This is a genomic window from Terrabacter sp. LjRoot27 (assembly GCF_964254175.1).
Taxonomy (GTDB): Bacteria; Actinomycetota; Actinomycetes; order Actinomycetales; family Dermatophilaceae; genus Terrabacter.
On sequence record NZ_CAXUSS020000001.1, the window covers coordinates 974,227 to 1,000,835 of the forward strand.

Annotated in this window: 22 protein-coding genes and 1 tRNA gene; 14 read left to right on the forward strand and 9 right to left on the reverse strand. The window is 71.2% G+C overall.

Going from position 1 to position 26,609, the window contains the following annotated elements; genetic code table 11:
- Window positions 1–211: 211 nt before the first annotated feature.
- Entirely contained in the window at window positions 212–1,843 is a 1,632-nt protein-coding gene (gene groL / locus ACSQ2D_RS04550) for a chaperonin GroEL (protein WP_435984829.1), read from the forward strand.
- A 652-nt stretch (window positions 1,844–2,495) separates the two neighbouring features.
- Here the strand turns inward: groL and ACSQ2D_RS04555 are convergent.
- Window positions 2,496–5,621: a hypothetical protein gene (locus tag ACSQ2D_RS04555; protein ID WP_435984830.1), complete on the reverse strand. Its 3,126-nt coding sequence runs from the start codon at window positions 5,619–5,621 to the stop codon at window positions 2,496–2,498.
- Between the two features lie 391 nt (window positions 5,622–6,012).
- The gene (locus tag ACSQ2D_RS04560; RefSeq protein WP_435984831.1) at window positions 6,013–6,303 is read right to left on the reverse strand and encodes a WXG100 family type VII secretion target; all 291 of its coding nucleotides are present in this window, start codon (window positions 6,301–6,303) and stop codon (window positions 6,013–6,015) included.
- A 138-nt stretch (window positions 6,304–6,441) separates the two neighbouring features.
- Between ACSQ2D_RS04560 and ACSQ2D_RS04565 the strand changes: the two genes are divergently transcribed.
- Window positions 6,442–7,230 (forward strand): DUF4031 domain-containing protein, encoded by a 789-nt coding sequence (locus ACSQ2D_RS04565; protein ID WP_435984832.1) that lies wholly within the window; start codon window positions 6,442–6,444, stop codon window positions 7,228–7,230.
- 85 nt (window positions 7,231–7,315) lie between these two features.
- Here ACSQ2D_RS04565 and ACSQ2D_RS04570 read toward each other — a convergent pair whose 3' ends face one another.
- On the reverse strand, window positions 7,316–7,810 hold the full coding sequence (locus ACSQ2D_RS04570; protein ID WP_435984833.1) for a YajQ family cyclic di-GMP-binding protein: 495 nt from the start codon (window positions 7,808–7,810) through the stop codon (window positions 7,316–7,318).
- Between the two features lie 135 nt (window positions 7,811–7,945).
- On the opposite strand from ACSQ2D_RS04570, the gene ACSQ2D_RS04575 reads away from it, so the two are divergent.
- The 3 genes from ACSQ2D_RS04575 (at window position 7,946) to ACSQ2D_RS04585 (ending at window position 10,530) form a co-directional block, all read left to right on the forward strand.
- Window positions 7,946–8,026, forward strand: a tRNA-Tyr gene (locus ACSQ2D_RS04575).
- A gap of 264 nt (window positions 8,027–8,290) precedes the next feature.
- Window positions 8,291–9,346 carry an AraC family transcriptional regulator gene (locus ACSQ2D_RS04580; protein WP_435984834.1) on the forward strand — a complete coding sequence of 352 codons (1,056 nt, stop codon included), beginning with the start codon at window positions 8,291–8,293 and terminating at the stop codon, window positions 9,344–9,346.
- Between the two features lie 467 nt (window positions 9,347–9,813).
- A complete protein-coding gene (locus ACSQ2D_RS04585; protein WP_435984835.1) occupies window positions 9,814–10,530 on the forward strand; it encodes a hypothetical protein in 717 nt (238 codons plus the stop codon).
- Here the strand turns inward: ACSQ2D_RS04585 and ACSQ2D_RS04590 are convergent.
- The 3 genes from ACSQ2D_RS04590 to ACSQ2D_RS04600 all read right to left on the reverse strand — a co-directional run bounded on the left by ACSQ2D_RS04590 (window position 10,524) and on the right by ACSQ2D_RS04600 (window position 13,596).
- Window positions 10,524–11,969, reverse strand: coding sequence for a wax ester/triacylglycerol synthase domain-containing protein (locus ACSQ2D_RS04590; protein WP_435984836.1), 1,446 nt, complete (start codon window positions 11,967–11,969; stop codon window positions 10,524–10,526). The two genes, ACSQ2D_RS04585 and ACSQ2D_RS04590, sit on opposite strands and share 7 nt — an antisense overlap.
- 10 nt (window positions 11,970–11,979) lie before the next feature.
- Window positions 11,980–12,954 carry a slipin family protein gene (locus tag ACSQ2D_RS04595; protein ID WP_435984837.1) on the reverse strand — a complete coding sequence of 325 codons (975 nt, stop codon included), beginning with the start codon at window positions 12,952–12,954 and terminating at the stop codon, window positions 11,980–11,982.
- 357 nt (window positions 12,955–13,311) lie between these two features.
- On the reverse strand, window positions 13,312–13,596 hold the full coding sequence (locus ACSQ2D_RS04600) for a hypothetical protein (RefSeq protein ID WP_435984838.1): 285 nt from the start codon (window positions 13,594–13,596) through the stop codon (window positions 13,312–13,314).
- Window positions 13,597–13,864: 268 nt separating this feature from the next.
- On the opposite strand from ACSQ2D_RS04600, the gene ACSQ2D_RS04605 reads away from it, so the two are divergent.
- The 3 genes from ACSQ2D_RS04605 (at window position 13,865) to ACSQ2D_RS04615 (ending at window position 15,109) form a co-directional block, all read left to right on the forward strand.
- Window positions 13,865–14,308: an Hsp20/alpha crystallin family protein gene (locus ACSQ2D_RS04605; RefSeq protein WP_435984839.1), complete on the forward strand. Its 444-nt coding sequence runs from the start codon at window positions 13,865–13,867 to the stop codon at window positions 14,306–14,308.
- A gap of 14 nt (window positions 14,309–14,322) precedes the next feature.
- Window positions 14,323–14,607, forward strand: coding sequence for a hypothetical protein (locus ACSQ2D_RS04610; protein WP_435984840.1), 285 nt, complete (start codon window positions 14,323–14,325; stop codon window positions 14,605–14,607).
- Between the two features lie 286 nt (window positions 14,608–14,893).
- Window positions 14,894–15,109, forward strand: coding sequence for a hypothetical protein (locus ACSQ2D_RS04615; protein WP_435984841.1), 216 nt, complete (start codon window positions 14,894–14,896; stop codon window positions 15,107–15,109).
- 45 nt (window positions 15,110–15,154) lie between these two features.
- Here the strand turns inward: ACSQ2D_RS04615 and ACSQ2D_RS04620 are convergent, their stop codons facing one another.
- Window positions 15,155–15,499 (reverse strand): histone-like nucleoid-structuring protein Lsr2, encoded by a 345-nt coding sequence (locus ACSQ2D_RS04620; RefSeq protein WP_435984842.1) that lies wholly within the window; start codon window positions 15,497–15,499, stop codon window positions 15,155–15,157.
- Window positions 15,500–15,630: 131 nt separating this feature from the next.
- Here ACSQ2D_RS04620 and ACSQ2D_RS04625 point away from each other — a divergent pair, with 131 nt between their 5' ends.
- The 3 genes from ACSQ2D_RS04625 to ACSQ2D_RS04635 are packed head-to-tail and all read left to right on the forward strand — an operon-like array spanning window position 15,631 to window position 19,443.
- Complete coding sequence (locus ACSQ2D_RS04625) at window positions 15,631–16,671, forward strand: iron ABC transporter substrate-binding protein (RefSeq protein ID WP_435984843.1); 1,041 nt, start codon at window positions 15,631–15,633, stop codon at window positions 16,669–16,671.
- 7 nt (window positions 16,672–16,678) lie between these two features.
- Window positions 16,679–18,295: an ABC transporter permease gene (locus ACSQ2D_RS04630; protein ID WP_435984844.1), complete on the forward strand. Its 1,617-nt coding sequence runs from the start codon at window positions 16,679–16,681 to the stop codon at window positions 18,293–18,295.
- Window positions 18,292–19,443, forward strand: a complete 1,152-nt coding sequence (locus ACSQ2D_RS04635) for an ABC transporter ATP-binding protein (protein ID WP_435984845.1) — start codon at window positions 18,292–18,294, stop codon at window positions 19,441–19,443. Before ACSQ2D_RS04630 ends, ACSQ2D_RS04635 begins: the two co-directional genes overlap by 4 nt.
- 30 nt (window positions 19,444–19,473) lie before the next feature.
- On the opposite strand, the gene ACSQ2D_RS04640 is transcribed toward ACSQ2D_RS04635, so the two are convergent.
- A complete protein-coding gene (locus ACSQ2D_RS04640; protein ID WP_435984846.1) occupies window positions 19,474–20,916 on the reverse strand; it encodes an ATP-binding protein in 1,443 nt (480 codons plus the stop codon).
- Between the two features lie 179 nt (window positions 20,917–21,095).
- Here ACSQ2D_RS04640 and ACSQ2D_RS04645 point away from each other — a divergent pair, with 179 nt between their 5' ends.
- Both ACSQ2D_RS04645 and ACSQ2D_RS04650 read left to right on the forward strand, forming a co-directional pair.
- Complete coding sequence (locus ACSQ2D_RS04645; RefSeq protein WP_435984847.1) at window positions 21,096–23,063, forward strand: alpha/beta-hydrolase family protein; 1,968 nt, start codon at window positions 21,096–21,098, stop codon at window positions 23,061–23,063.
- A gap of 67 nt (window positions 23,064–23,130) precedes the next feature.
- A complete protein-coding gene (locus ACSQ2D_RS04650; protein ID WP_435984848.1) occupies window positions 23,131–23,550 on the forward strand; it encodes a DUF7144 family membrane protein in 420 nt (139 codons plus the stop codon).
- 19 nt (window positions 23,551–23,569) lie between these two features.
- Here ACSQ2D_RS04650 and ACSQ2D_RS04655 read toward each other — a convergent pair whose 3' ends face one another.
- Window positions 23,570–24,130: a TetR family transcriptional regulator gene (locus ACSQ2D_RS04655; RefSeq protein WP_435984849.1), complete on the reverse strand. Its 561-nt coding sequence runs from the start codon at window positions 24,128–24,130 to the stop codon at window positions 23,570–23,572.
- Window positions 24,131–24,345: 215 nt separating this feature from the next.
- Here ACSQ2D_RS04655 and ACSQ2D_RS04660 point away from each other — a divergent pair, with 215 nt between their 5' ends.
- On the forward strand, window positions 24,346–26,553 hold the full coding sequence (locus tag ACSQ2D_RS04660) for an MMPL family transporter (RefSeq protein ID WP_435984850.1): 2,208 nt from the start codon (window positions 24,346–24,348) through the stop codon (window positions 26,551–26,553).
- Window positions 26,554–26,609 lie beyond the last annotated feature (56 nt).

The window sequence follows — 26,609 nt, forward strand, 5'->3', positions numbered from 1 at the left end:
CATACGCCCTCACCCGAGGCGGTCAGACGTTTGCACTCTCACCCCGAGAGTGCCAATAATGGCGTTAGCACTCTCCCTAGGGGAGTGACAGAAATGGGCCGTATGCCGAGGGGCTGGGTTCGCAGCTACATGAAGCTGGGGAGACCGGTCCCGTCCGTCGCGGGCGTCATGCGGGCCACCACCAACGATTCGCGTGGGAGGAACCACCCGAATGGCCAAGACCATTGCGTTTGACGAAGAGGCGCGTCGCGGGCTCGAGCGAGGAATGAACATCCTCGCCGACGCCGTCCGCGTGACGCTCGGCCCCAAGGGCCGCAACGTCGTCCTGGAGAAGAAGTGGGGCGCCCCCACGATCACCAACGACGGCGTCTCGATCGCCAAGGAGATCGAGCTCGACGACCCGTACGAGAAGATCGGCGCGGAGCTCGTCAAGGAAGTTGCCAAGAAGACCGACGACGTCGCCGGTGACGGCACGACGACGGCGACCGTGCTCGCCCAGGCGATGGTGAAGGAAGGCCTGCGCAACGTGGCCGCCGGCGCCAACCCGATGGCGCTCAAGCGCGGTATCGAGAAGGCCGTCGACGCCGTCACCGCGCGCCTGCTCGAGCAGGCCAAGGAGATCGAGACCAAGGAGCAGATCGCCTCGACCGCCAGCATCTCGGCGGCCGACGAGGAGATCGGTGGTCTCATCGCCGAGGCGATGGACAAGGTCGGCAAGGAAGGTGTCATCACCGTCGAGGACTCCAACACCATGGGCCTCGAGCTGGAGATGACGGAGGGGATGCGCTTCGACAAGGGCTACATCTCCGCCTACTTCGTCACCGACACCGAGCGCATGGAGGCCGTCCTCGACGACGCCTACGTGCTCGTCGCGAACTCCAAGATCGGCAACATCAAGGACCTCATCCCGCTCCTCGAGAAGGTCATGCAGTCGGGCAAGCCGCTGCTGATCATCGCCGAGGACATCGAGGGTGAGGCCCTCGCGACGCTCGTCGTGAACAAGATCAAGGGCACGTTCAAGTCGGTCGCCGTCAAGGCTCCCGGCTTCGGCGACCGCCGCAAGGCCATGCTCACCGACATCGCCATCCTCACCGGTGGCCAGGTCATCTCCGAGGAGGTCGGTCTCAAGCTCGAGAACGCCACCCTCGACCTGCTCGGCCGCGCTCGCAAGGTCGTCGTCACCAAGGACGAGACGACCATCGTCGAGGACGCCGAGGACCGCTCGCAGATCGAGGGCCGCATCGCCCAGATCAAGGCCGAGATCGAGAAGTCGGACTCCGACTACGACCGCGAGAAGCTCCAGGAGCGCCTCGCCAAGCTCGCCGGCGGCGTCGCCGTCATCAAGGCGGGCGCGGCCACCGAGGTCGAGCTCAAGGAGCGCAAGCACCGCATCGAGGACGCCGTCCGCAACGCGAAGGCTGCCGTCGAGGAGGGCATCGTCGCCGGTGGTGGCGTGGCCCTCATCCAGGCCGCCAAGGCGCTCGACGAGCTCGTGCTCGAGGGTGACGAGGCGACCGGCGCCAACATCGTGCGCGTCGCGACCGAGGCCCCGCTCAAGCAGATCGCGATCAACGCCGGTCTCGAGGGTGGAGTCGTCGCGGAGAAGGTGCGCGGCCTCGAGGCCGGTCACGGTCTCAACGCCGCCACGGGTGAGTACGTCGACCTGCTCGCTGCCGGCATCATCGACCCGGTCAAGGTGACGCGCTCGGCGCTGCAGAACGCAGCCTCGATCGCGGCGCTCTTCCTCACGACCGAGGCCGTCATCGCCGACAAGCCCGAGAAGAACGCGCCGGCCATGCCCGGTGGCGACGACATGGGTGGCATGGGCGGCATGGGCTTCTGAGCCCTTCCGTCTGAGCAGTACCGCAGCACGTCGCAAGGGCGGCTCCTCCTCACGGGGGAGCCGCCCTTCGCCGTCCCCGAGACCGACGCCCGCGGCGCTGAGGGCGTATGCCGTCCGGCCGGGACGGCGTCAGCGCGCGAAGAGCTTGCGGGTCGCGTTCTCCTGCTCGGCGGTCAGGTCGATGGCCTGGTGCTGCACCAGACCCTGCACTTGGCACCACATGATCAATGGCGGATCACCTGGTCACCCCCGTCGCCGGCCTCGGACCCACAGGCTGGCCGACGACCACGTCCACGTCGGCACCTGGGTCGTCGTGCTCGTCGGGAACCTGAGCGTCGTGCACAAGTGGCGCCAAGGGAGGCGAGCCCTGAGCTGGTCCTTCACCTCGGCGTGGTGCTGGTTGGGCGGGGTCTGTTCAACATGGTCGAGGGCTTCGTCGGTCATAGCTGCTCGGCGTCAACCACGTCCGCGAAGGCCTGGGCGGGCGGTTCTCGTGGACGTCGGTTTCCTCGTCGTGACGTCGGCGCTCATCATGGTCGGCCGGGCGCTGCACGGGATTCCCGTGCGACGCCCCGGGCCTTGAGAGTCTGGAGAGTCCCGAGCGCGCCCGAGGACTCGGTTGACTGGTGGATGAGCGCCTTCGGCCCCGAGCTCACACCCCTTCCGGGCTGTCGGACGTCTTCGTCGGCTGCGCGCTCTCTGTTGTGTACGGGTCCGTCTGGGCGCTGCGGCTCGACTCCTCCGGGGTTAGGGCATTGGGGGTGGGCTCGGCTTCGTGATGAGGAGCAGGCTCGGGCTCTGACTCGGCGTTGGACGCCGCGGGGGTGGCCTGCGGCTCCGGGACCGGCTGGCCCGAAGGCGCAGGCGGCGACGCCGGCTCCGGCGACCCCGCCGCGGGCTGGGGCGGTGGTCCGGCGGCGTCGAGCAGGCCCAGGCCCTGACGTGCGCACCACCACCCGAGCTGGCGGTATGCCTCGAACTCCAGGTCGCCGAAGTCCTGTCGAGTCGTCGCAGCGCGCGGGAAGTCCGAGTGGCTCATCGCGAAGGACCGAACCGCCTCGGGTAGCTCGACCGCGCTGAGGTCCGTCGGGCGGACGGCCTTGACCACGAGGACACGGAGGCGGACCTCGGGCGCCACATAGATGCGCGCGAAGTCCGGTGGCTGGTCGGGCGGACTCTGCTGCCACCAACGCGCCGGCCGGCGTTGGGCCCCCTCGGGGGCAGGCATGGTGGCACGGGTGGCCACGGTACTGTCATCGTGCGTCTCGAGGGTCAGCACGATGCCCAGGTCGGAGGCGATTACCGACAGGGCGTCGCCGATGGCGGCCCAGGTGCCTTCGCGGTCGTTGCTGGCGTCGAAGACGATCACCGTGCCCCCGACCACGCCCCGGGACTCCGTGAGTGGGTCGGCCGCCCTCGAAGCGCCCGGACCGGCATGAGCGACCGGATCAGTCTCTCCCCGGAGGGATCGCACCGCCTCAACGAGGCCGGTGTTGTCGAGGTGACCGCCATCCGTCAGGTAGATCCACCGGTCGAGCAGCGACCCTCGACCCGAGGCCTCGCTGAGCACCTGTCCGATGCCCGGTCGGCTGTCGAGCCAGGGTGTACGGGGCCACTTCGTCAGAAACTCCCGGATGGTCGTCGCCCGAATCTCCGCCTTGGGCTGCCACCAAAGCGGGTTGGGCACCCAGACACCGACCCGGATGTTGAGCACCGTGAGTAGCAGCCGGAAGGGAGACATGGCCTTGGAGTAACGTCCCGCCATGGGGCTCACGGCCGCGCCGCTCATCGCGACCGCCGACATGATGGTTGTACGGCCGAGGCCTGCGAACCGTTCGTAGTCCGACATCGCCACCCGGCGGGCAGACCCGTCGGGGAGCTGCAGCTCCACGCCGTCAGGGGAGAAGACGAACGGGATGCCGCCGCGACGGGTCGGGGCCTCGTCGTACTTGCGGATGTTGGCCGTCGTCGCGATCGACAAGGGGATCGTGGTTGGTCCCGCCTGTGGGGACCGGGCGTCCCCATCCGCGCGGAGCTCGGAGAACGGGTAGTAGCGCGTCTGGTCGAGAGGCTCGGCGCCGTCCCCCGATGCCTGTCGTCGCGTCCTGCGTACGGCAAAGGCGTTGGCGAGCCGGCGCCGGTAGTAGCCGTGCAGTGATGTGACATTGGCGTCCACCCAGATGGCGCACAGCAGCCCGACGAGGGGGAGGATGAGGTTTCGACCGCTGCCCAGCGCCTTGGCGTCGACGACGTCGGCGAAGACGGTGCCGAGCAGGATCCAGAGGACCAGCAGGCTGAAGAGCAGCAGCGGGATCCACGCGAAGGCGGTGCGCTTAAGTCTGGCGACGAGCCGGTTTCCCCCGTCCGTGGGTGAAACCATGCCGCCCCGGATGAGGCCCACGACTGTGGTCAGCACGGCCCCGAGCACGGCCCACTGGGCGACCCCGGTGCGCTTCACCTCCCCAGCGGACTGCAGGGTCTGTTCGCCGAGGGCCACCCATTGGCCATCGGTCCTCGGGCACGATGGCAACGCCCCGGAGATGCATCCCTGGACGGTGGCCGACAGCGTGACGGTGGTGACGAATCCACAGGCCCCAGCCTCGAACGAGCGCTTCTCTCCCGGGCTGAGGTTGGCGTCGGACTGCGCGGCGCGGGCGGCAGTGAGCACCGACTCACCGGCGGCGCGGCTGCACTGCTCGTCGGTGGTGAAGCCCATCGTGTGCAGTGCTTTGGCGACAGCGGCCGTGGGCTGGTTGTTCGCGGCCAGGTTGCTCAGGCCTTGGACGGCCCCAGGCACGGCCACGAAGACGAACACGACGACGAGCAGGACGGTGCCCAGGACCCTGCGCGCCCGTTCGGCCGTGGTCCCCAGCCCGAAGGTCTTGTCAGTGTCGCGGGGCGCGTCGCGGCGACTCTGCGCCACCCAGACGCTCATCGTCGTGACGACGATGCCGGCAGCGATCACTGTCAGGCAGATGAGGACAGGGGTTGGGACCGTCCAGGTCAGCTGCGACCCGGCATACGTCAGGGTGCCGGCGCGGCTGGTCACCCAGCCGAGGAGCCATCCCAGCAACGTCACTCCTCCGAACAGCACTGACAGGTTGACGAGAGCTCCCAGCAGCCACTGGAAGACCGCCGACACGACCTCGGAGCGTGGCTCGACAAGGTCACGCGTGTGCCGCCGAAGACGTCGCAACTCAGGTGACCGCAGGCTGTAGGCGTCGGTCCACGAGACCACCGGATGGCGGTCTCTGGTGCGGCCCGACCATCCCCGCAGCAGCGCCATGGCGGCCGCCATGTAGCTGCCACCGCTCACCGCGACCAGTGCCGGCTCGGGCTTGGACGGGTCAGCGGTCGCCCGCTCCTGCAGGGCGTTCATCCCGCCCAGTACGAAGGCGGCAGCCCGGATACCGCCACCCGAGCACGCCACAACTTCCGCGTTCACGGTCGGAAGGGGCCTTCGCAAGGCGGCGGTGGTTGCGTTCTCCCGGCCGTCGTCACCCGGGTCCCGCTGGGCGGCGGAGATCCGGCGCTGCAGGACGACCAGTGCCGCGAGTCCTGTGAGGACGGACGCAGCTCCGAAACACCACGTCATGACGAGCAGCCAGCTGGTCGAGGCCCCCTCGACTACTCCCGTGCGCAGAGCCGGCACGAGCCAGAGAAGCAGGAGGACGAGGTTCCCACCGGCGACCGCCTGGGCCACTCGCGCTCGGAAGGGCCCGACCATGGGCTCAAGAGCTGCCTCGCGTTCGATGGCGACCAGGACGTAGATCATCATCGCAGCCGTGAGGATGCTCGAGATCCCCGTCAGGCCGACGACCTGGTCTCGGGACAACCAACTTCGTCCAACCCAGGCCCAGATCCACAACACGACGACAAGTCCGGCGCACCCGGCGACCGTGCCCCGAACCCGTTTCCGCTCCTCGTCGAGCCCGCGGGAGCGAAGTCCAGCAGTCCACTGATCCTGCATCGCGACCCCTCGCAGCTGTATAGAACTGCGCCCCTATGAGGTGATGTGGGCGTTGGAACGAGTATGGCGAGGCAGCCGGACCGATGAGCGCTCAATGCGGGATCTGGTCGGTGTCGCTCCGGCTCGACGCGACGGGCTCAGGAGGTGGCGTGCGTGCCAGTGCACGAACCACCTCCCGAGATCCGTCACAGGCGCCCGGTCAGCGCGCGAAGAGCGCGCGGGTCGCGTTCTCGTGCTCGGCGTAGGCCGTCGACGCCTTGAGGGTGAGCCGGCCGACGTCCGCCAGGGCCTGCGTCATCTGGGCCTGGATGCGCTGGTAGTCGTGCATGACGCGCTCGAACTCGACCTTGGCCGGACCCTGCCAGTCCGCGCCCATGCCGGCGAGCCGCCCGCGCAGCTCGGCGGTGCTCGACGTGATGGTGTCGGCGAGCCGGTTGATGTCGCCGGCCGCGGCGGCGATGCGTTCGGTGTCAACGACGGAACGGGACATGGGTGCTCTCCTCGATCGGTGGGCCGACCGGACGGTGGCCGCGTTCGTCCGAGGCTAGGTCGGGCGGGGGAGCGGTGGCCGGCGTCATCCACAGGGACCGGACGGCGTGCGCCGCCGGGCTGGCCTAGGCTTCGAGCCATGACCGTGTGGATCGACCAGCCGATCTGGCCCGCCCACGGTCGGCTCTTCGCGCATCTCGTCAGCGACGCCTCCTACGACGAGCTGCACGAGGTCGCGCGGGCCGCCGCGCTGCACCCGCGGTCGTTCGACGGCGACCACTACGACGTGCCGCAGGGGCGCTGGCAGGACGCCGTCGACGCCGGGGCGACGCCGACGACGGGGGTCGACCTCGCGCGCCGGCTCAACGCCTCGGGTCTGCGGCTGCGCAAGCGCAAGCGGGACCGCGGGGTGCGCCGCATCCTCGCCGTGCCGTTCCCCAACGGCGTGAGCGACGTCGACCTCGTGGCCTCGGACGACCCGCTCGATCCCGCCCGCGTGCTGGCGGCGATGGTCTTCGTCCGCGACCGGCGTGGGGACTTCGTCGTCGTGCACAGCATCCGTCGCGGTGAGTGGGGATCTCCCGGTGGGTGGCGCGAGGACGACGAGACCCCGGTCGAGAACGCCGTGCGCGAGACCTTCGAGGAGACCGGCCTGAGGCTGCGCCACCACGACGTCCTGCCCTGCGGCTACGAGCGGTTCACGCCCCTGACCGACGACAACCTCTTCGGTCGCGACAAGCCCTTCCTTCAGGTCTTCCGCACCCGGCTCGACGACGTGCGGCCGGAGCTGACCGACGGCGACGACGGCATCCACGAGACCCGCTGGGTCACCCCGGAGGAGTACGCCGAGCTCTGCGGCCACCTCTTCTGGTGGGCCCTCGCGGTCGAGGTCTTCCCCGACCTGCGCGGTCTCGCCCGCCCGGTCTAGAACGCACGTATGCCGCCCACTGGAGTGGACGGCATACGTGGTCTGACGTGGTGGGTTCGCCTGTGGCGCAGGCGAACCCGCGCGCTCAGCGCTGGTTGGTGAAGTTCAGTGCGACGTCGAGGTCGGCCTCGCGCAGCATGCGCTGGACGGCCTGGAGGTCGTCGCGGGACTTGCTCGACACCCGCAGCTCGTCGCCCTGGATCTGGCTCTTGACGCCCTTGGGTCCCTCGTCGCGGATCAGCTTGTTGATCTTCTTCGCGTTCTCCTGGGAGATGCCCTCCTTGAGGGGGGCGTCGAGGTGGTACTCCTTGCCGGAGATGCGCGGGCCGGCCTCGGGGACGTCGAGGTGCTTGAGGCTCACCTTGCGCTTGACGAGGTGCGTCTGCACGACGTCGAGCACTGCGAGGCAGCGCTCCTCGGTGTTCGCCTTCATCTTGATGACGTCGCCGGCGAGGTCGACGGAGGCGCCGACGTTCTTGAAGTCGTAGCGCGTCGCGATCTCCTTGCTGGCGCTGTTGACCGCGTTCGCGATCTCCTGCTTGTCGAACTTGCTGACGATGTCGAACGAGGAGTCGGCCATCGGTGGGTCCTTCCGGATGCTGTTGTCTGGTCCGTCGGGCGGGTGCGCGGAGGGGCCGCGGACACGACGAAGGCGTCGCCGCAGTCCCGATTTCGGACCGCGCCCGATCTCTTGCTATCCTTCCAGACGCACCAAGGCAGGTTGTCCGAGCGGCCAATGGAAACGGACTGTAAATCCGTCGCGAGAGCTACGAAGGTTCGAATCCTTCACCTGCCACCCAGTGCTCTGAAGGGCCCCTGACCAGCGGAAACGCCGGTCAGGGGCCCTTCTGCTGCGAAGGGGCTCCGCCATCCGGCGACGGCGGGAGCGAAGGCCTGACGGGGTCCGTGCGGAACCGACGACGTCGGCGCGCAGCTGCGACGTCCCTGTGCGTCGACTGCCTATAGTGGCCGCACTGGACAGGTCCGAGGTCGAAGCCGTTGGTGCACGTATGAAGAGTCTTGGTGGCGGGCGCGCAGGCCCATGGCGAACGCGCGGCGCATGACGATGCCCCGGCAGTCGGCGACCGGGATGCATCGCCGAGATGTCCCGGCCCCGCGGCACCTCGCGAGGGACGGCTCCACGTCAGGAGCGCAGACGGCGGGGGTGGTGACGGCGGCTGCACCCGACGAGGCCGAGGCAGCTGTCGCCGAGGCCTACCTGCCGAACCGCGTCGAAGCCTTGGAACCGGGCGCACTGACCATGCGCTTGGCCACCGCGCACATCGGGACGACCACGGTCGGTCAGCTGGAGTACGGACGCCGAATCCGCCTCGTGACCGAGGAGGCTCGTCATATCCACGTCAACACCCCGCTGGCGGGGTCGGTCGTCTCCTGCGTGGGGCGCTCCGCGCCGTTGGCAACGACGAGCGGGCAGGCGGCAGTCTTTCCGGCCGGCGCACCCGCTGCCATCGAATGGAGCTCCGACGCCGTCCAGCTCTGCCTCATGGTCCCTGAGTCGACACTCGAGAGCGAGCTCGAGGAGCTTCTGGGGCACTCCGTCGAACGACCGCTGAACCTGCCGTTCCAGATGAGCCTCGCCACGTCCGAGGGGCGTGCCTGGCGGAGCATGGTGCAGCTGATCGCCGGAGAGCTCGCCTGCCGGGGACGTCTGCTGTCCCACCCGGCCGCTGGGCGTCAGCTGGAGAGGACCCTGCTGGACGCCCTTCTCCTCGGGCACGCGCACAGCCACATCGAGGAGCTCGACCGTCCCGACGTGCCGGCCGTTCCTCGCGCGGTGGCGCGCGCCGTCGACCTGCTGCACGAGCGCCCGGCAGAGGCCTGGTCGAGCACGGTGCTGGCCAGAGCCGTCCACGTCAGTGTGCGCTCACTCCAGGGCGGGTTCCGCCAGCACGTCGGGAAACCGCCCATGACCTACCTGCGCGACCTGCGGCTCAGAGGCATCCACGAGGAGCTGAAGCGGGCGACCCCTGGGACGACGACCGTGGAGACCGTGGCGTACAGCTGGGGAATGCTGCACCCGGGCCGCTTTGCTGCGGCCTATCGCCAGGCGTTCGCGGAGATGCCGTCCCAGACCCTCAGGCGGCCATCGAGATAGGAACGTGCACGTGTGGACGGTGCCACCGCACCGCGTTGCGTGATTCGGACACACTCGTGCGTGAGCTGGCTAGGCCAGGGGACCGCAGCCCGCTTGCATGGTGGTGGATGTTCCGCAGGTGTGCGGGACAGTGCGGTCGGCACTCCCCACCCACCGACCGGGCTGATCCACTGAGGCGCGGGCCTGCGACATCCGAGGGTTGTGGCCGGTGAGAGACGCAGTCTCGAGCAAGCCGCAGATGGGTTGCGTGCTCCTCCGCGGGCGAGCGCTGCAGCTCAGGGAGTGGTCCCGGGACGCCCCCCGCCTACTCGGGACCGCTCACCCTGTTCCGCTCCACTGCGCACGACCCGGTGACCGGCCAGTGACCTGGCAACCGCCCTTCCCAGAGCAGAGGGAGTTCTGTGTGCACCACGCGTGACGTGCCGGTCTCTGGCACGGCGAGGCCCTTACCGACGCGGCGGCGGCCCGTGAGCCTTGGGGAGGTCGCGGCCCGGTTGGAGCACCGTCTCTACGCTGCGGAGCAGACCCAGCAGGCGCTTCGCGACGGCTGTGCGTTCGCCGTGCGCCAGGGCCTGTCCAGCGTGATTGCGCTACCCGAGGTCGTGCCGACGGTGGCCGGGCACCTGACCGGGACGTCGGTCGGAGTGGTCACGATCCCCGGCTGGCGCCACGGGGATGTGGAGCCGCTCGCCACTGCGGCGTTGGTGGCGGAGGCGCGACGACTGGCGGCCGACGGCGCCACCGACCTCGGGATGCTGGCCGGCGTCGACCGCCTGAGCGCCGACGACGGGCACGGTTTCGCTGACGACGTCAGCGCGCTGGTCGAGGCCATGCAGGCCTGCGACGTGCGGGTGCGAGTGGTGCTGGACACCGATGGGCTCACGCCGCAGGCCACCGGCGCGGCGTGCGAGCTGTTGGGCGCCACGGGTGTCTGGCTCGTCCAGGGCGGCTCGTGGCGGGGCGCGCGGACAGGCCTCACCCGCATACAGCTCATGAGGGACGCCTTGCCCGATGGAGTCGGACTGAAATGGACCTTTCCGCTCAGGTCGCTCGACTCGATGCTCATCTGCATGGCCGAGGGTGTCGACCTGTTCAACGGTGACCCGCAGTCGCTGCTGAAGGATGCGGCACGACGTATCGCGACCGGCCCGCTGGTCGTCCCGGTCAGCGGGGTCGACTACTGACCGAGAGCGTCCGCGGCCGGTCGAGCCGCCAGGCGGCACAGCTCGACCTCGAGCCGAGCGGTGAGGTCGTCCTGGTCGGGCACGACCGCGGGATCCGCGACGAGCGTCACGACGAGCCGGCCGGCATACGACAGGACGTCGAAGCTCACTCCGACGTTGCCCGGCGTGATCGCCATCGGGACGACGCCGCTGACCCGGCGTCCGGCGAGGTGCCAGGGGGCGGTCGGGCCCCTCACGTTGGTCACGAACGTGTGCACGAGACGCTGGTGGTCGACGAAGGTCTGGAAGGCACCGACGCGCGCGAGCATCCGGAAGGCCAGACCGAGCGGGCCCGACGAGGCTCCGCGCACGGGCCCCTTGCGCTGCATCGTCAGCGCCGCGACCCGCCGTAGGCGCTCGTCGGCGTCGTCCACCAGGGGGAGGGTCAGCGACATGACGCCGGTGTGGTTGCCGAGCCGGTCCGCGACGGTCGAGCGGCGGTCCGACACCGGCACCGACGCGACGAGCTCGGACACGCTCTCCCCGCGCGACCGCAGCAGGCCACCGACGGCACCGGCGACGGACGACAGCACGAGGTCGTTGACGGTGCAGCCCCGGGCGTGGGCGCACTCGACGAGCCCGTCCACGGACACCGCGGCGGTGGTCATCCGGCGCCCCGGCCCGGTGGGTCGGTTGAGCGAGGTGCGTGCGGCCAGCCGGGGGTGCCGACCGGGCCCGGCGAGCTCGCGTATGCCGGTGGCCGCCTCCCCGAGCCGTGCCGGGGCGCGCTTCACGGCGGCCGCACGGGCCCGCCACGCGTCGCGGGCCAGCTCGGCGGTCGTCGGCGCCGGTCTCGGGAAGGGCGGTGGTCCCGACGCGCGACCTGGGCCGGCGGGTGCGGGCGAGCACTCGTCGCAGAGGGCGGCGAGCACCGCGAGCCCGCCGAGACCGTCGGCGAGACAGTGGTGGGCGCTCAGCACGAGGGCGGCGTCGTCGTCGCCGGGGCGGGTGACCCAGCGGGCGGCCCACAGGGGGCGGTCGCGCGGGAGCGGGGTGCAGACGAAGGCGGCGGCCTCGGCGAGCAGCGTCGGGTCGACGGTCGCGGAACCGGTCGCCGCCCCGTCCGGCGAGCCGAGATGTGGGGCGAGCACGACGTGGCCCAGGTGGCGGTCCGCGTCGAAGTCCTCGGAGTCGACCCAGATCGACCGACCACACCCGATCGGCGTCGAGCGGAGCCGCTGACGAAGTCTGGGGACCAAGGGGATCCGGGCACTCAGGAGGGTGCGCACCTCGTCGAGGGCCAGTGTGCCGCCGTGCTCGACGACGAGGACGACCCCGATGTTCATGGGAGCGGGTCCTCGGTCGGTCGCCAACGTCGTCGCGTCGTTCGACGTGACACGGTCGACGGACGTCGGGCGCGCGGACGTCTTCGACGGGTCCGGTCCGGGTCGTCGCTGCACCGGTGGTCCCTCAGCCCACCGGGTCCGACTCCGTATGGCGGTACTGGCCCCACAGGTAGTCGCGGTTCGGTGCCGACGTGAAGCGGCCCGGGTCCGACCCGCCGGCGCTGAGGTGACCGAGCGCGGAGACGGTGGCGGGACTCAGCGTCCGAGTGGCCTGACCGCTCGGGGGCGCGGACTGACCCTCGCTGGGCGCCGCGGGAGCCGTCGTGCTCTCGGCGGCGGCGGTCTCACGCGTCAGGAAGGTGCCGAGCTCCGCGATCGTCGACATGAGCGGCGCCGGGAAGACGACGGTCGTGTTCTTGTCGACGCCCAGCTCGACGAGGGTCTGGAGGTTGCGCAGCTGGAGGGCCAGCGGGTGCTCCATCATGATGTCGGAGGCCTCGCCGAGCGCCGTCGCGGCCAGGGACTCGCCCTCGGCGTTGATGATCTTGGCGCGCTTCTCGCGCTCGGCCTCGGCCTGTCGGGCCATGGCGCGCTTCATGCTCTCCGGGAGCTGGATGTCCTTGAGCTCGACGAGGGTGACCTCGACACCCCAGTCGGCGGTCGTGACGTCGAGGATCCCGCGGATGTCGAGGTTGATCTTGTCCGTCTCCGAGAGCGTCTGGTCGAGGGTGTGCTGGCCGACCACCTTGCGCAGCGTGGTCTGGGCGATCTGGTCGATCGCGGCCCGGACGTTCTCGATGGCGACGACGGACTTCACCGGGTCGACGACCTTGAAGTAGGCGACGGCGGACACGTCGACGCTGACGTTGTCCTTGGTGATGATGCCCTGGGACTGGATGGGCATCGTGACGATCCGCAACGAGACCCGGTGCAGCGAGTCGACGACGGGGATGATCAGGTGCAGGCCGGGCGCTCGCTCGCCGATGACGACGCCGAGGCGGAAGAGCACACCGGTCTCGTACTGCTGGACGACGCGGACCGACAGGGCGAAGAGCAGCAGCACGACCGCGACCACGATGATGACGATGATCCAGGTCATGACGGGCGACCTTTCAGGCGAGGGGAACCGGGGACGGTCGCGAGCCCGCGAGCGGCGAGGTGGTGCGTGACAGAGGCGTCCGCGCAGCCGAGCGGCACGGGATCGGTCGAGAGCGGGGGACGGTCGTGGGTGCAGGCATGGTGCGATCCCGGTGGGTCGGTGAACGCGAGGCGCCCGGCGCGGAGCGGAGTGCTCACGACCCCGCGGCGTACGGTCGGGGCTCTCGGGCTGGCTGACTTCCCAGCACCTCCCACTGTACGTCCGGCCGCCGGAAGCCAGTAGGGACCAAGGACCCGGGCCTGCCGTTCGGTGGTGGTCAGTCCTGAAGTGCGCGGCGAGCCCCGGATCGGCGAGGGCCTAGCGGGGGTCGTTCTCGCTCACGCCGAGGCGGACCTTGCCCTTGCTCGGGCACTCGTCGGCGTGCGCGAGCGCGTCCTTGCGGGCCTTGTCCCGGGCCCGACGGGCCGGGCCCGTCCAGTCGCAGCTCTTGCAGTAGCCCAGGACGAACGAGCCGTCCTCCTGCGTCGAGTCGGCGTCGACGCGCTCGAGCGTCGCGTGGTGCTTGTTGCCCTCGCCGTCCTTGACCGTGAGCTCGTCACCGCGGCGCTTGAAGAACCGCGGGCCACCCCCAGACTTCGCCATGGCGTCATCGTCGCCTGCTTGGGCGCCGAGGGCCAGTCACTGCCCAGCGCGCGGATACCGTCCGCTGACGAGATACGGGTCCCGGTCACGGGGCTCCCGGTCGATAGAGAACATCCTGAGAGCCTGGGGAGAGGGCCAGATTTTCTCGAATCATGCTCTTGCACAGACGAACTCGACGGTGCTACAAAATTCTTACAGCGCATGCCACGGACCGTGAGATGCGGTCGTGGTCACCATGGAGCATCTGGAATTGATGGAGGTGACAACGATGCTGATGCGCACCGACCCCTTCCGCGACCCCTTCCGCGACCTCGACCGGGTGGCCCAGCTGGCCCTCGGGACCAGCGGCACCCTGGCCCGGCCCTCGGCGATGCCGATGGACGCCTGGCGTGACGGTGACACCTTTCACGTCGAGCTGGACCTGCCGGGCGTCGACCCGCAGTCCATCGACGTCGATGTCGAACGCAACGTCGTGACGGTCAAGGCCGAGCGTCCCACCCGTGCGAGCGATGCCGACCTCATCGCGGCCGAGCGGCCGCGGGGCGTCTTCAGCCGCCAGCTCGTGCTCGGCGACAGCCTCGACACCGAGCACATCCGTGCGAGCTACGACGCGGGCGTCCTGCGGCTCGCGATCCCCGTGGCGGAGCGCGCCAAGCCGCGCAAGATCGAGATCTCGCACGACGCGGACGACCGGAAGACGATCACCGCCTGAGGGAGGTGACGGTCATGGTCGTGCCCGTCGAGGCGGCCGCCGACGTCGACGAGGCCTTCATGGCCCTCGTCTGCGACGACGACGAGCTGCTGCGCGCCGAGTTCGACGCGATCATCGGCGCGGGCTGGCCGCCGGTGCGCCCACCCGACCACCCCGACCGGCCCTCCGGAGGACCGCCGCGGCGCGCTCGTCGCGAGGCCGGGCGCCGGAGTGCGACGCACCGGGCGGTGCGGCGGGAGGTCGGTCCCGTCGCTCGGGGCCGGGAGCGCTCCCCGCCTGCCGGTCGCCGTCCGTCGTGACGGCCTGCCCCGGCCCGGACGCCGGGCCGGGGCACGCCGCAGGGCCCCGCTGCCGGCTCCCCGGGTGACCACCTCGCCCGGGGAACCTGTCGTGTCACGCGGCTCACGCGGCCGGACTGCTCACCGAGGCCGCGGACGCGGTGCGGACCTGGTGCAGTGGCCGACGACGGGCTGCGTGCAGCGTGGACGCGCCAACGGTCCGGGCGCGGCCGCCACTGACGGGGACGGGCAGTAACCTGAGCCCATCGCCTGACCGTCCACCAGCAGATCCGGAGACCCCAGCACCGTGACGTCGCAGCCCGAATGGAGAAGCGGAACCCGCCACCCCACCGGCGGCTACGACAAGGTCATCGTCGCCCGCGGCGACACCCTCTACTTCACGGCGGCGCGGCTGCACCGCCTCGACGGCCCGGCCGTCGAGGCCGAGGACGGGTCGGTGCAGTACTGGGTGCACGGCAAGCAGGTGTCGGAGCAGGAGTACCGCGAGGGACGGCGGCCCTAGCCCGCGGCGACGAGCCGGGGCCACGGCCGCCGAGCGGGCGAGCGGCTACCGGTGGGCGTCGTCGTACGCCGTGACGACGGCCTGCGGGATGCGGCCGCGCGCAGGTGCGTGGTGTCCTGTCTCGGCCGCCCAGGCGCGGATCAGCGCGTTGCGTGACTCGCCCACGGCGGGGAGCACCGTCGTCGACCGCGTGGGCGCCGTGTGCGTCCGGCGCTCGGCGCCGGCGCGCCGGGCCCGGGACACCCAGCCCTCGAGCGCCGAGCGGAGCGCGTCGGCGTTCGCCTCGGAGAGGTCGATCTCGAAGGAGTTCCCGTCGATGCCGAAGGTGACGGTCTCGGCCGCCTCGGTGCCGTCGAAGTCGTCGACGAGGGAGACGATGGTCCGGCGCATGGGACGAGCCTAGTGGGCGCCCTCGGGGGGTGGACGGAGGCACTCGCCGCGCTGTGTAAGGTAAGGCTTACCTACTTGGCGCGCCGTCCGACGGGACCGCGCGCCCCTCCGGATCCACGAAGGCAGCTCACATGACCTCCCGCCCCCGCACCACCATCGGCGTCGCCATCGCGGCCGTCGGCGCCCTCGCCCTGACGGCCTGCGGCTCCGGCTCGTCCTCCGGCGAGGGCTCGACCGACGGATCGGGCAGCATCACCGTCTACAACGCGCAGCACGAGAGCCTCACCCAGGAGTGGGTGGACGCGTTCACGAAGCAGACCGGCATCAAGGTCACCGTCCGCAACGGCGACGACTCCGAGATGTCCAACCAGATCGTCCAGGAGGGCGCGGCATCGCCGGCCGACGTCTTTCTCACCGAGAACAGCCCCGCCATGACGCAGGTCGAGAACGCCGGGCTCTTCGCCGACGTCGACAAGGCCACGCTCGACCAGGTGCCCGCCGCATTCCGGCCCTCGACGGGCAAGTGGACCGGCATCGCGGCCCGCTCGACGGTCCTCGTCTACGACAAGCGCACGCTGCAGGAGAACCAGCTCCCCGCGTCGATGCTCGACCTCGCGAAGCCGGAGTGGAAGGGCCGCTGGGCCGCCTCACCGTCCGGTGCCGACTTCCAGGCCATCGTGTCCGCGCTGCTCGAGCTCAAGGGCGAGGCCGTGGCCAACGACTGGCTGACCGCGATGAAGACCAACGCCAAGGTCTACAAGGGCAACAGCACCGCGATGAAGGCGGTCAACTCCGGCGAGGTCGAGACCGCGCTGATCTACCACTACTACTACTACGGCGACCAGGCGAAGACCGGCGAGAACTCGGCCAACGTCGGCACCCACTACTTCAAGAACGAGGACCCGGGCGCCTTCGTCTCGGTCTCCGGTGGCGGCGTGCTGAACTCGTCGAAGAACGCCGCGGCCGCCCAGTCGTTCCTGAAGTTCGTCACCGGCAAGGCCGGCCAGGAGGTGCTGCAGAAGGGCACGTCCTTCGAGTACGCCGTCGGCTCCGACGTGCCGTCGAACCCGGCGCTCGTGCCCCTGAAGGACCTCCAGGCCCCGACGGTCGACCCCGCCAAGCTCAACTCCGCCACGGTCACCGATCTGATGACCAAGGCGGGTCTGCTGTAGTTCTCGGGTGACCACCGACCTCACCGCTCCGGGCGCACACCGCGCGACCGGCACCGGCACGGCCCGCACGCCGGGCCCGGGCACCCGCCCGGGCCCGGCGTCCGGGCGTCGGCGACCGTCTGCCCTGGCGGTCATCGCCGTGCTCATCGCGCTCTTCTCGCTCGTGCCCCTCGGCTACGTCATCGCGATGACGGTCGCCACCGGCTGGGACACCGCGGTCGGGCTGATCTTCCGCGCCCGCGTCGGTGAGCTGCTGATCAACACCATCCTGCTCATGGCGGTGTCGGTGCCGCTGTGCCTCGTCCTCGGCGTCGGTGGCGCCTGGCTCGTCGAGCGGACCGCCTTGCGCGGCAACAGGTTCTGGGCCCTCGCGCTCGCCGCGCCGCTCGCCATCCCTGCGTTCGTCAACAGCTACGGCTGGGTGTCGGCCGTGCCGTCCCTCGCGGGTCTCTGGTCGGGGGTGCTCATCTCGGTGCTGTCGTACTTCCCGCTCGTCTACATCCCGGCCGCGGCGACCCTGAGCCGCCTCGACCCGGCGCTCGAGGAGTCGGCAGCCGCGCTCGGGCTCGGCCCGTGGCAGGTCTTCCGCAGGGTCGTGCTGCCGCAGCTGCGGCTCGCGATGACCGGGGGCGCGCTGCTCGTCGGCCTGCACCTGCTCGCCGAGTACGGCGCCTTCGCGATGATCCGCTTCGACACCTTCACGACGGCGATCATGGTGCAGTACCAGTCCACCTTCAACGGCGCGGCCGGCAACATGCTCGCCAGCGTCCTCGTCGTCCTGTGCCTCCTGCTGCTCGTCGCCGAGGTCCGCACCCGCGGCACCGCGCGCTACGCCCGCGTCGGCTCCGGCGGGCAGGCTGCCCCGGGGCGTATGCCGCTCCGCCGGCTCCACGTGCCGGCCCAGCTCGCGCTCCTGCTGCTCGTCGTGCTCGCCGTCGGGGTGCCGATGTGGTTCGTCCTCCGGTGGGTCGTGCTCGGCGGCTCGGAGATCTGGGCCCCCGACGAGCTCGTCCCGGCCCTGCTCCAGACGCTGGTCTACGGCGCGGCCGGGGCGGCGGCGACGACGCTCGTCGCCTTTCCGATGGCCTTCCTCGCCGTGCGGCGGCCCAGCTGGTTCACCCGCTCGCTCGAGCTGTCCAACTACATCACGAGCTCGATGCCGGGCATCGTCGTCGGCCTCGCCTTCGTCACCGTGAGCATCCGCTTCCTGCCGGCCTTCTACCAGACGGCCGTCGTCCTCGTCGCGGCCTACGTCCTGCTCTTCCTGCCGCGCAGCCTCGTCAGCCTCCGCTCGGGGCTCGCGCAGGCACCGCGGGAGCTCGAGGAGGCCGCGCAGGCCCTCGGCGTACGGCCCTTCGCGGCCTTCGTCCGGGTCACGCTTCGGCTCACGGCACCGGCCGCGGCCGGGGGAGCGGCCCTGGTCTTCCTCGCCATCGTCAACGAGCTGACGGCGACCCTGCTGCTCGCCCCGAACGGCACCACCACCCTCGCGACGGAGTTCTGGGCCAAGAGCAGCGAGATCGACTACGCCGGGGCCGCGCCGTACGCCCTGCTCATGGTCGTGCTCTCGGCGCCCATGACCTACCTGCTCTTCCAGCAGTCGAAGAAAGCGGCCGGACAATGACCACGACACCTCCGTCGACCTCCGTGCACCCGCCGGTCGACTACCACGACCCGTCGGCCCGGGGCCGCCTCGAGGTCGGTGGACTGACGAAGAGCTTCGGCCCGCAGCAGGTGCTGCGCGGCGTCACCCTGTCGGTCGACCCGGGGAGCACGACGGCCATCGTCGGGCCGTCGGGCTCGGGCAAGACGACCCTGCTGCGGCTCATCGCCGGCTTCGAGCGCGCCGACGCGGGCTCGGTCACCCTGAGCGGGCGCGTCCTCGCGAGCGAGGACGCCTGGGTGCCCGCCCACCACCGCGACGTCGGCTACGTCGCCCAGGACGGCGCCCTCTTCCCGCACCTGACGGTCGGCCAGAACATCTCCTTCGGCATCGACGCCTCGGAGCTGACCGGCGGCCGCAAGGCGGTGCGGGCTCGCGTCGCCGAGCTGCTCGAGATGGTCTCGCTCGACAGCGCGCTCGCGGCGCGGCGACCGCACGAGATCTCGGGCGGGCAGCAGCAGCGGGTGGCGCTCGCGCGGGCCCTCGCCCGCGAGCCCGAGCTCATGCTCCTCGACGAGTCCTTCTCGGCCCTCGATGCGGGCCTGCGGGTCGCGACGCGGCGCACCGTGGCCAAGGTGCTGCACGACGCCGGCATCACGACGGTCCTCGTCACCCATGACCAGGCCGAGGCGCTGAGCTTCGCCGACCAGGTCGCCGTGATGCGCGACGGTCTGCTCGCGCAGGTCGACCGCCCGCTCGAGGTCTACACGCGACCGGTCGACCGCGCCACGGCCGAGTTCCTCGGTGACGCGGTCATGCTCGAGGCGTGGGTGGACGGCGACACCGCCACCTGCTCCCTCGGCGCCGTCCCGCTCGCGCCGACGTCGCTGCGCGGTCGGGTCCAGCTCATGCTGCGGCCGGAGCAGATCCGCGTCGACGAGCACGGCCCGATCCGCGGCGTCGTCGTCGACACCGACTACTTCGGTCCCGAGAGCACCGTTCGTCTCGAGCTGACCTCGGGCCGCGAACCGGGTTGCGAGACCTCGGCGCTCGCGCGCGAGGGCGAGATCATCAGCATCCGCCACTCCAACGCGTTCATCGCCGCCAAGGGCACCGAGCTGCGCCTGCGCATCGAGGGAGAGGCCATCGCCTTCCCCCCGGACGCCTGAGCCCGGGACGGCCCCGGAGGTCCGAGCCGGTCAGGGCATCGGCACCGGGACGTCGGTGCCGCCCTGCGGGGTGATGCGTCCACGGACCTGCACCACGCTCGGCATCGGCACGAACCCGCCCGCCAGCAGCGCCTCGCCCTGCCGGAAGCGGGCTGCCTGGGCGAGCAGGCCGCGGGGCACGAAGCCGAAGACCGAGGCGAGCTGGTCGAGGTCGTCGCGCGAGTTCATCCGCATCAGCGTCAGGTTGTCGCACTGCGACACGATGCCCGGGTGCACCTTCGAGGGGCGCTGGGTCGACAGGAGCAGCCAGAGGCCGTACTTGCGGCCCTCCGCCGCGATCTGGATGAGCCGGTCGCGCACCGCCACGCCGAGCGGCGTCTCGGGGTCGGGCGGGCAGAGGTTGTGCGCCTCGTCGACGACGATGAGCAGCGGGCGCCGCTCGGCCCGGCGCGCCCACAGGTCATCGAGCACGGCCAACGCGACGGTGAGCTGCTCCTCGTGCCGGTCGTAGCCGCCGAGGTCGACCACCGTCGCGGCCGGTCGCCGGGCGATGACCTCGGTGACGGCCGTCGCGCCGAACGCCCAGGTCCGCGTCCACTCGGTGAGGCCGAGGTTCTCCAGGCGCTGGGCCAGCGCCTCGGCGTCCGGATCCCCGAGAGAGCGCATGTAGGGGACGATCTGCCCCGCGTCCACGGTCTGGAAGTCGCCGCCGAAGAGGCGCAGCAGCGCGTTGTACTCGGCTCGGTCGATGACCGGGTCGAGGCGCAGGACGGCGGCCTTGGCCCGCGACGTGAGCTCGGTGAAGCGCACCCGCAGGGGGTTCTCCTCGTCGTCGGGCCGCAGCACGACGACCTCCCGGTCCCGGAGCGCCTGCGCCTGCTCGGCATCCGCGGCGTCGGCCTGGACGGCCTGCTCGTGCAGGCGCACGAAGTCGCTGTTGGGGTCGAAGACGACCATGGGGAGACGGGTCGTCAGCAGGATGCGCTCGAGCAGGACGCCGAGGGCGTACGTCTTGCCCGACCCGCTCTGCCCGCACCAGAACGTGTGCCGGTTGAGGCGGTTGGGCACGAGCGCGACGCCCACCGAGTCCTGGCCGGCGAGGTGTCCGAGGTGCAGGACGGGATCCGCGCCCGAGAGCAGCCGCTGCACGGTGTCGGGTCGGGTCGGTCGGACCGGGACGTCGTGCCAGGGGGAGTCGGTTGCTCGCCCCGAGCCGCCCGAGCCGCCCCCGACGTGGACCAGGGTCCCCGTGGCGGCGAAGCCGGAGCCCGACGCCTCGCCGGCGACCTCCTCGACGAAGGCGAGGATGCCGTCCTCGCCCTCGAGCTCGAGGTAGTCACCCGGCAGCGGGCGTTCGCCCGCGGGCCCGCGCGCGACGAAGGACCGGCCGTCCGCGGACTCGAGATGGGTCAGCGCCGACGACGGCGCGGAGGTCGGAGCGGTGGGCGGGTCGACCTCGACGTTCGCAGTCATGGATCCATGATGCTCACGCCTGACGCCCGGTGGGCACCCTTGCGGGCCGACGGCCTCGCGCAGCGCCCGAAGATCACCCTGGAGGGGTGAGCGCACGGCGTCCCGACGTGACCATGCTCGAAGGTGGGGCGGGTGTGACGTCGGGTCCACCCCCAGCCGGTCCAGCGCCGGGAGGGCTCATGGAGCAGTCGGACTTCGTCCACACCGGGCAGAAGGTCGGCCTCGTCATGGCCTCCTTCGTCACGCCGTCGACGCTCGCGCCGTCGTTGTCGAAGCGCTCCTGGCAGGACCAGGGGATCATCACCGGACTGTCGACGGGGGCCCACTACCTCATCGCCATCTCCTCGCAGGACGTCATCGACGTCGTGGCGAACGCCGCAGCGACGTGGCCCGTCTTCCCGGACGGCTGGTCCGACGAGCGCCGCCGGTCGGCGGCCGCCCTGGGGTGCGAGCTCGTCATGGCGCCGCTGGGGCTGGGTCTCGCCGCCTACCTCGACCGGCGTGGCGTCGCGACGGCGAAGGACGGGGTCCTGCGCCAGGGAGCGTGGCGGATGGGCGCCACGGGCCTGTCCGGGTCGGTGCTCATCGGAGCGACGGCCGGGGTGCGCCGGCTCGACCGCGCGGTCGGTGCGGACGGACGTCTCGCCGCCCTGCCGCTGTCGATCCCCGTGGGTCTGGCCACGTCGGCGCTCATCGAGCGGGCCCGGCGCGAGTCCGGCTCGGAGGTGGGGCTCGACACCGTCGACGACGTGCCCACCCTCCGTGGGCTCGCCGCCGGTGGCGCGGTCCTCGCCGTGCTCTACGGCGCAAGCTGGGCCGAGCGATGGACCGCCGAGCAGGTGCGCCGGCTCGCCCCCGGACGGGCGCCCGGCTCCGGGCTCGCCTGGCAACTGGCCTCGCACGCGGCCTTCATGGCCGGCGCGGGCTTCGCCGTCAGCGCGCTCTGGACCCGGGTCATGCAGCGCATCGAGGCCGTGACGACGACGGTGGACCCGTGGATGCGGGCTGCGCCCGGCGTGTGGACCGACCCGATGACGAGCGGCGACCCCGCCAGCCTCGTCTCGTGGGACTCCCTGGGACGGGAGGGCCGGCGGCACGCCGTCACCTACGTGCGCCCGGCACCCGTCCCGAACCCCCTACCGCTGCCCGACGGCAGGACCCCGCCGGACCTGTCGATCGCGACCGTCATGGGCGAGGCCGCCCGCGCCCACCCCGTGCAGGTCTTCGTCGGCCTCGACAGTGCGCCGAGCCCCACCGAGCGCGTCGAGCTCGCCATCGCCGAGATGGACCGCACCGACGCGTGGTCGCGCTCGCTGCTCATGCTCGTGTCGCCCACCGGGACGGGCTACGTCAACTACGTCGCGATCGCCGCCGCGCAGTACCTCACCCGCGGCGACGTCGCGAGCGTCACGATGCAGTACTCCAAGCGCCCGTCGCCGCTGTCGCTCGGCAAGGTCCGCGACGCCCGCGAGCAGAACCGGCTGCTCTGGCTGCGCATCCTCCAGCGGGTGCGTGCCATGGCGCCGGACGAGCGGCCCGAGGTCGTGCTCTTCGGGGAGTCGCTCGGGGCGCACACGAGCCAGGACGTGCTGCTCGGCTGGGGAACCCTCGGCCCGCAGGCGCTCGGCATCGACCGGGCCCTGTGGATCGGAACCCCCGGCGGCAGCAAGTGGATGCACGAGGTGACCGGCGCACCGCGTCCCGACGTCGACGCGAGCCTCGTCACGGTCGTCAACGACCACGAGCAGCTCGTCGCCCTGGGCCAGGACGTCCGGGACCGGCTGCGCTACGTGCTGCTCAGCCACGACAACGACGGCGTGACGAAGTTCGGCCTCGACCTGCTCAACCGCAGGCCCGCCTGGCTGGGACCCGACCGGCCACGCCGCGAGGACGTGCCGCTGCGGTCACCACGCGGCATACCCGCGGGGATGCGGTGGCGACCCGTCACGACGTTCTTCCAGACGCTCATCGACATGAAGAACGCGCAGCTGCCGGGCGAGTTCAGGGCGTGGGCCCACGACTACCGCGCCGACCTGCCCGAGTTCATCCGCGACGTCTACGACCTGACGTGCACCGACGAGCAGATGCACGCCATCCAGGACGCGGTCCGGCTGCGCGAGGAGTTCCGCGAGGGGGTCTTCGCCTGAGCGAGCAGCAGCACCAGCACCATCCGATCCATCCCTGACAGCCAGAACCACCTGAACGGAGGCCGCCATGGCCGGCGCCAGCCCCACCGCCCCCACCCACCGCGCACGCACGCTCTGGGCCGCCGGGGCGAGCACGTTCGCCGCGACGATCATGCTCGTCGTCGGCGTGTTCCAGTTCGTCGAGGGACTCATCGCCGTCGTCAACGGTCCCGAGTTCTACGTCACCACGCCGAGCTACGTCTTCACCTTCAACGCGACCGCCTGGGGGTGGTTGCACATGGTCATCGGCCTGGCGGCGGCCGTCGCGGGCGGCTTCATCTTCACCGGCAACCTGCTGGCCCGCTCGGTCGGCGTCGCCCTCGCCGTGCTGTCGGCGCTCGCGAACTTCCTGTGGCTGCCGTACTACCCGCTCTGGGGGATCATCATCATCGCCCTCGACGTGCTCGTCATCTGGGGCCTGACCTCGGTCGACCTCAGCGACCTCTGACGCGATCTCTGAGGCGACCTCAGTCGCGCGGGAGCATCGCGGGCCCGAGCCGGAGCAGCTCGGCGCGCAGCGTCTCGTCGTCGACGTCGGCGAGCATCGGGTCGATGCCGGCCTGGGCGACGCCGGCGCCGACGACGGAGACGGCGATGCGCCGGCGCAGGTCCGGCGCGGGGCCGAGGAGCAGCGCGGTCAGCCGGCCGATGAGCGAGTTGAGGTCGTCGTGGCCGGCCATGATGCGCTCGACCGCAGGGTCGCGCATGAGGGCGGCGACGACCTGGCGGTGACCGATCATGAGGTCGACGAGTCCCCGGAGCGCGGCCGTCGCGGCTGCGTCGGGGGTCGCCTCCGCCTCCGCGGCCGTCACGAAGGCCGTCATGTCGACGAGGGCCTCCTCGAGGACGGCGAGGACGATGTCCTCCTTGGCGTGGAACTGGTAGTAGACGGCCGCCTTGGTGACCCCGAGGTGGTCGGCGATCATCTGCAGCGACGTCCCGGTGACGCCGTGCTCGGCGAAGAGCTCGACGGCGGCGTCGATGACGCGTCGGCGGCCGTGGCCCCGCGGGGCCTGGGGTCGTGCCACGGTCGCCTCCTCGTCGGTCGTCCACGCGGTGTCGTATGCCGTGTGCCGCGGTTCGCGGGTCGGCGTCCCGTCGGGCGGGTGGCGTGGTGGCCGTCACCCTAGCGGAGTTAGCCGATCGGCTTGTCCTCGACTTAGCCGATCGGTTAACTTGAGAGGCGCTGGTCAGCGACGCCCGGCCCACCGAACCCCTGCCTCGAGCCCCCTGGAGTCACCCGATGGCCACCCTGCTCTACCGGATCGGACGCTTCGCGTTCGGTCGCCGCGGCGTCGTCACGTCCGCCTGGTTCGTCCTGCTCGCCGTGCTCGCCGGCGTGCTGCTGACCCTGGGCAGCGCCCCGACCTCGAGCGTCACGATCCCCGGCACGGAGTCCCAGCGGGCCCTCGAGGCGCTGGCCAAGGAGTTCCCGCAGGCGAGCGGGGCCTCGGGCACCGTCGTCGTCCGCGCCCCGCAGGGCCAGACCGTCGTCGCCCCGGCCGGCAAGGCCGTCGTCGACGACGTCGTCGCGCGGGCCGCGAAGGTCCCGGGTGTCGTCGGCGCGCTCAGCCCCTTCGACACCAAGGCCCTGAGCCCGGACGGCCGCTACGGCCTCGTCACGGTGCAGTTCGACCGCACGGCCGACGAGCTGACCGCCGAGCAGCGCTCTGCCTACGAGGCGCTCGGCGACGATGCCCCCAGCGGGTGGGCCGTGGCCGCGGGTGGCGAGCCCCTGCTCGCGACCCCGGAGATCGGGTCGACCGAGGGCCTCGGTGTGCTCGTCGCGCTCGTCGTCCTCGTCATCACGTTCGGCTCGCTCGTCGCGGCCGGCATGACGATGGTCAACGCGCTCATCGGCGTCGGCGTCGGCATGATCGGCCTGCTCATCGTCGGGCACGCCGTCGAGCTCTCCAGCGTGACACCGGTCCTCGCGCTCATGCTGGGCCTGGCCGTCGGCATCGACTACTCGCTCTTCATCACCTCGCGCTACCGGCACAACCTCGCCCTCGGCCTCGACCACCAGGAGGCCGCCGGGCGGGCCGTGGGCACGGCGGGCACCGCCGTCGTCTTCGCCGGCCTGACGGTGATCATCGCCCTCGCTGGCCTGTCGGTCGTCGGCATCCCGTTCCTCACGGCGATGGGTCTCGCCGCCGCCGGGACCGTCCTCGTCGCCGTCCTCGTGGCGGTGACGCTGCTCCCGGCCCTGCTCGGTTTCGCCGGCGACCGGGTCCTCTCGCGCCGCCAGCGTCAGGCCAACGGGACCGGCACCGACCTCGACGAGCAGGCCGGCAACCGCGGGTTCGCCTGGGGGCGCTTCACGGTCCGCCACCGGGTGCCGGTGCTCCTCACCGGCATCGTCGTCCTCGGCGCGGTCGCCCTGCCCGCCGCCGACATGCGTCTCGCCCTGCCGGACGACGGCACCGCGCCGGCCACGAGCAGCAAGCGCATCGCGTACGACCTCATCTCGGAGGGCTTCGGCGAGGGGTTCAACGGCCGGCTCGTCATGGTCGTCCACGGCGACACCGAGCAGCAGGCGCAGCAGGCGACCGCCGGTGCCGCGAAGGCGGCCACCGGTCTGTCCGACGTGCTCGCCGTCGCACCCGGGCAGACGAGCGCCGACGGGCGCACGACGATCCTCGCCGTCATCCCGAAGTCGGGACCGACGGACGAGGCCACCTTCGACCTCGTCCGCGACCTGCGCTCGGCGCTCGCGGCGACGTCCGGTGCGACCGGGGCGGAGATCTCGGTCACCGGTGTCACGGCCGTCGGCGTCGACGTGTCCGACAAGCTGTCCGCGGCGCTGCCCGTCTACCTGCTCGTCGTCGTCGGGCTCGGATTCGTGCTGCTCATGCTGATGTTCCGGTCGCTGCTCGTGCCCCTCAAGGCGACGCTCGGCTTCCTCCTGACGATCGGCGCCGCGTTCGGGGCGACCGTCGCGATCTTCCAGTGGGGCTGGCTGTCCTCGCTCGTCGGGCTCGACACCGCCGGGCCGCTCGTCAGCTTCCTGCCGATCCTGCTCATCGGCATCCTCTTCGGCCTGGCCATGGACTACGAGGTCTTCCTCGTCTCCCGGATGCGCGAGGACTTCGTGCACGGCGAGACCGCGCGCGAGGCGGTCGTCGCGGGTGTCGGCCACGGCGCGCGGGTCGTCGTCGCCGCGGCGCTCATCATGATGTCGGTCTTCGCCGGCTTCGTCCTCGTCGAGGACCCGATCATCAAGTCGATGGGCTTCGCCCTCGCATTCGGTGTCGCTGTCGATGCCTTCGTCGTGCGCCTGTCGCTCGTCCCGGCCGTCATGTCGTTCCTCGGCGACAGGGCGTGGTGGCTGCCCCGGTGGCTCGACCGCGCGATGCCCAACGTCGACATCGAGGGTGAGAAGCTCCGTCCCACAGGCGGATCCGGTGACCGCGAGGTCGCCGGGCGACCGGCGGTCCAGACCGCTCCCTGACGTCGCCGACCCCGTATGTCGTGTGTCGGAGGGGACACTGCATGCGGGGTCGTCGC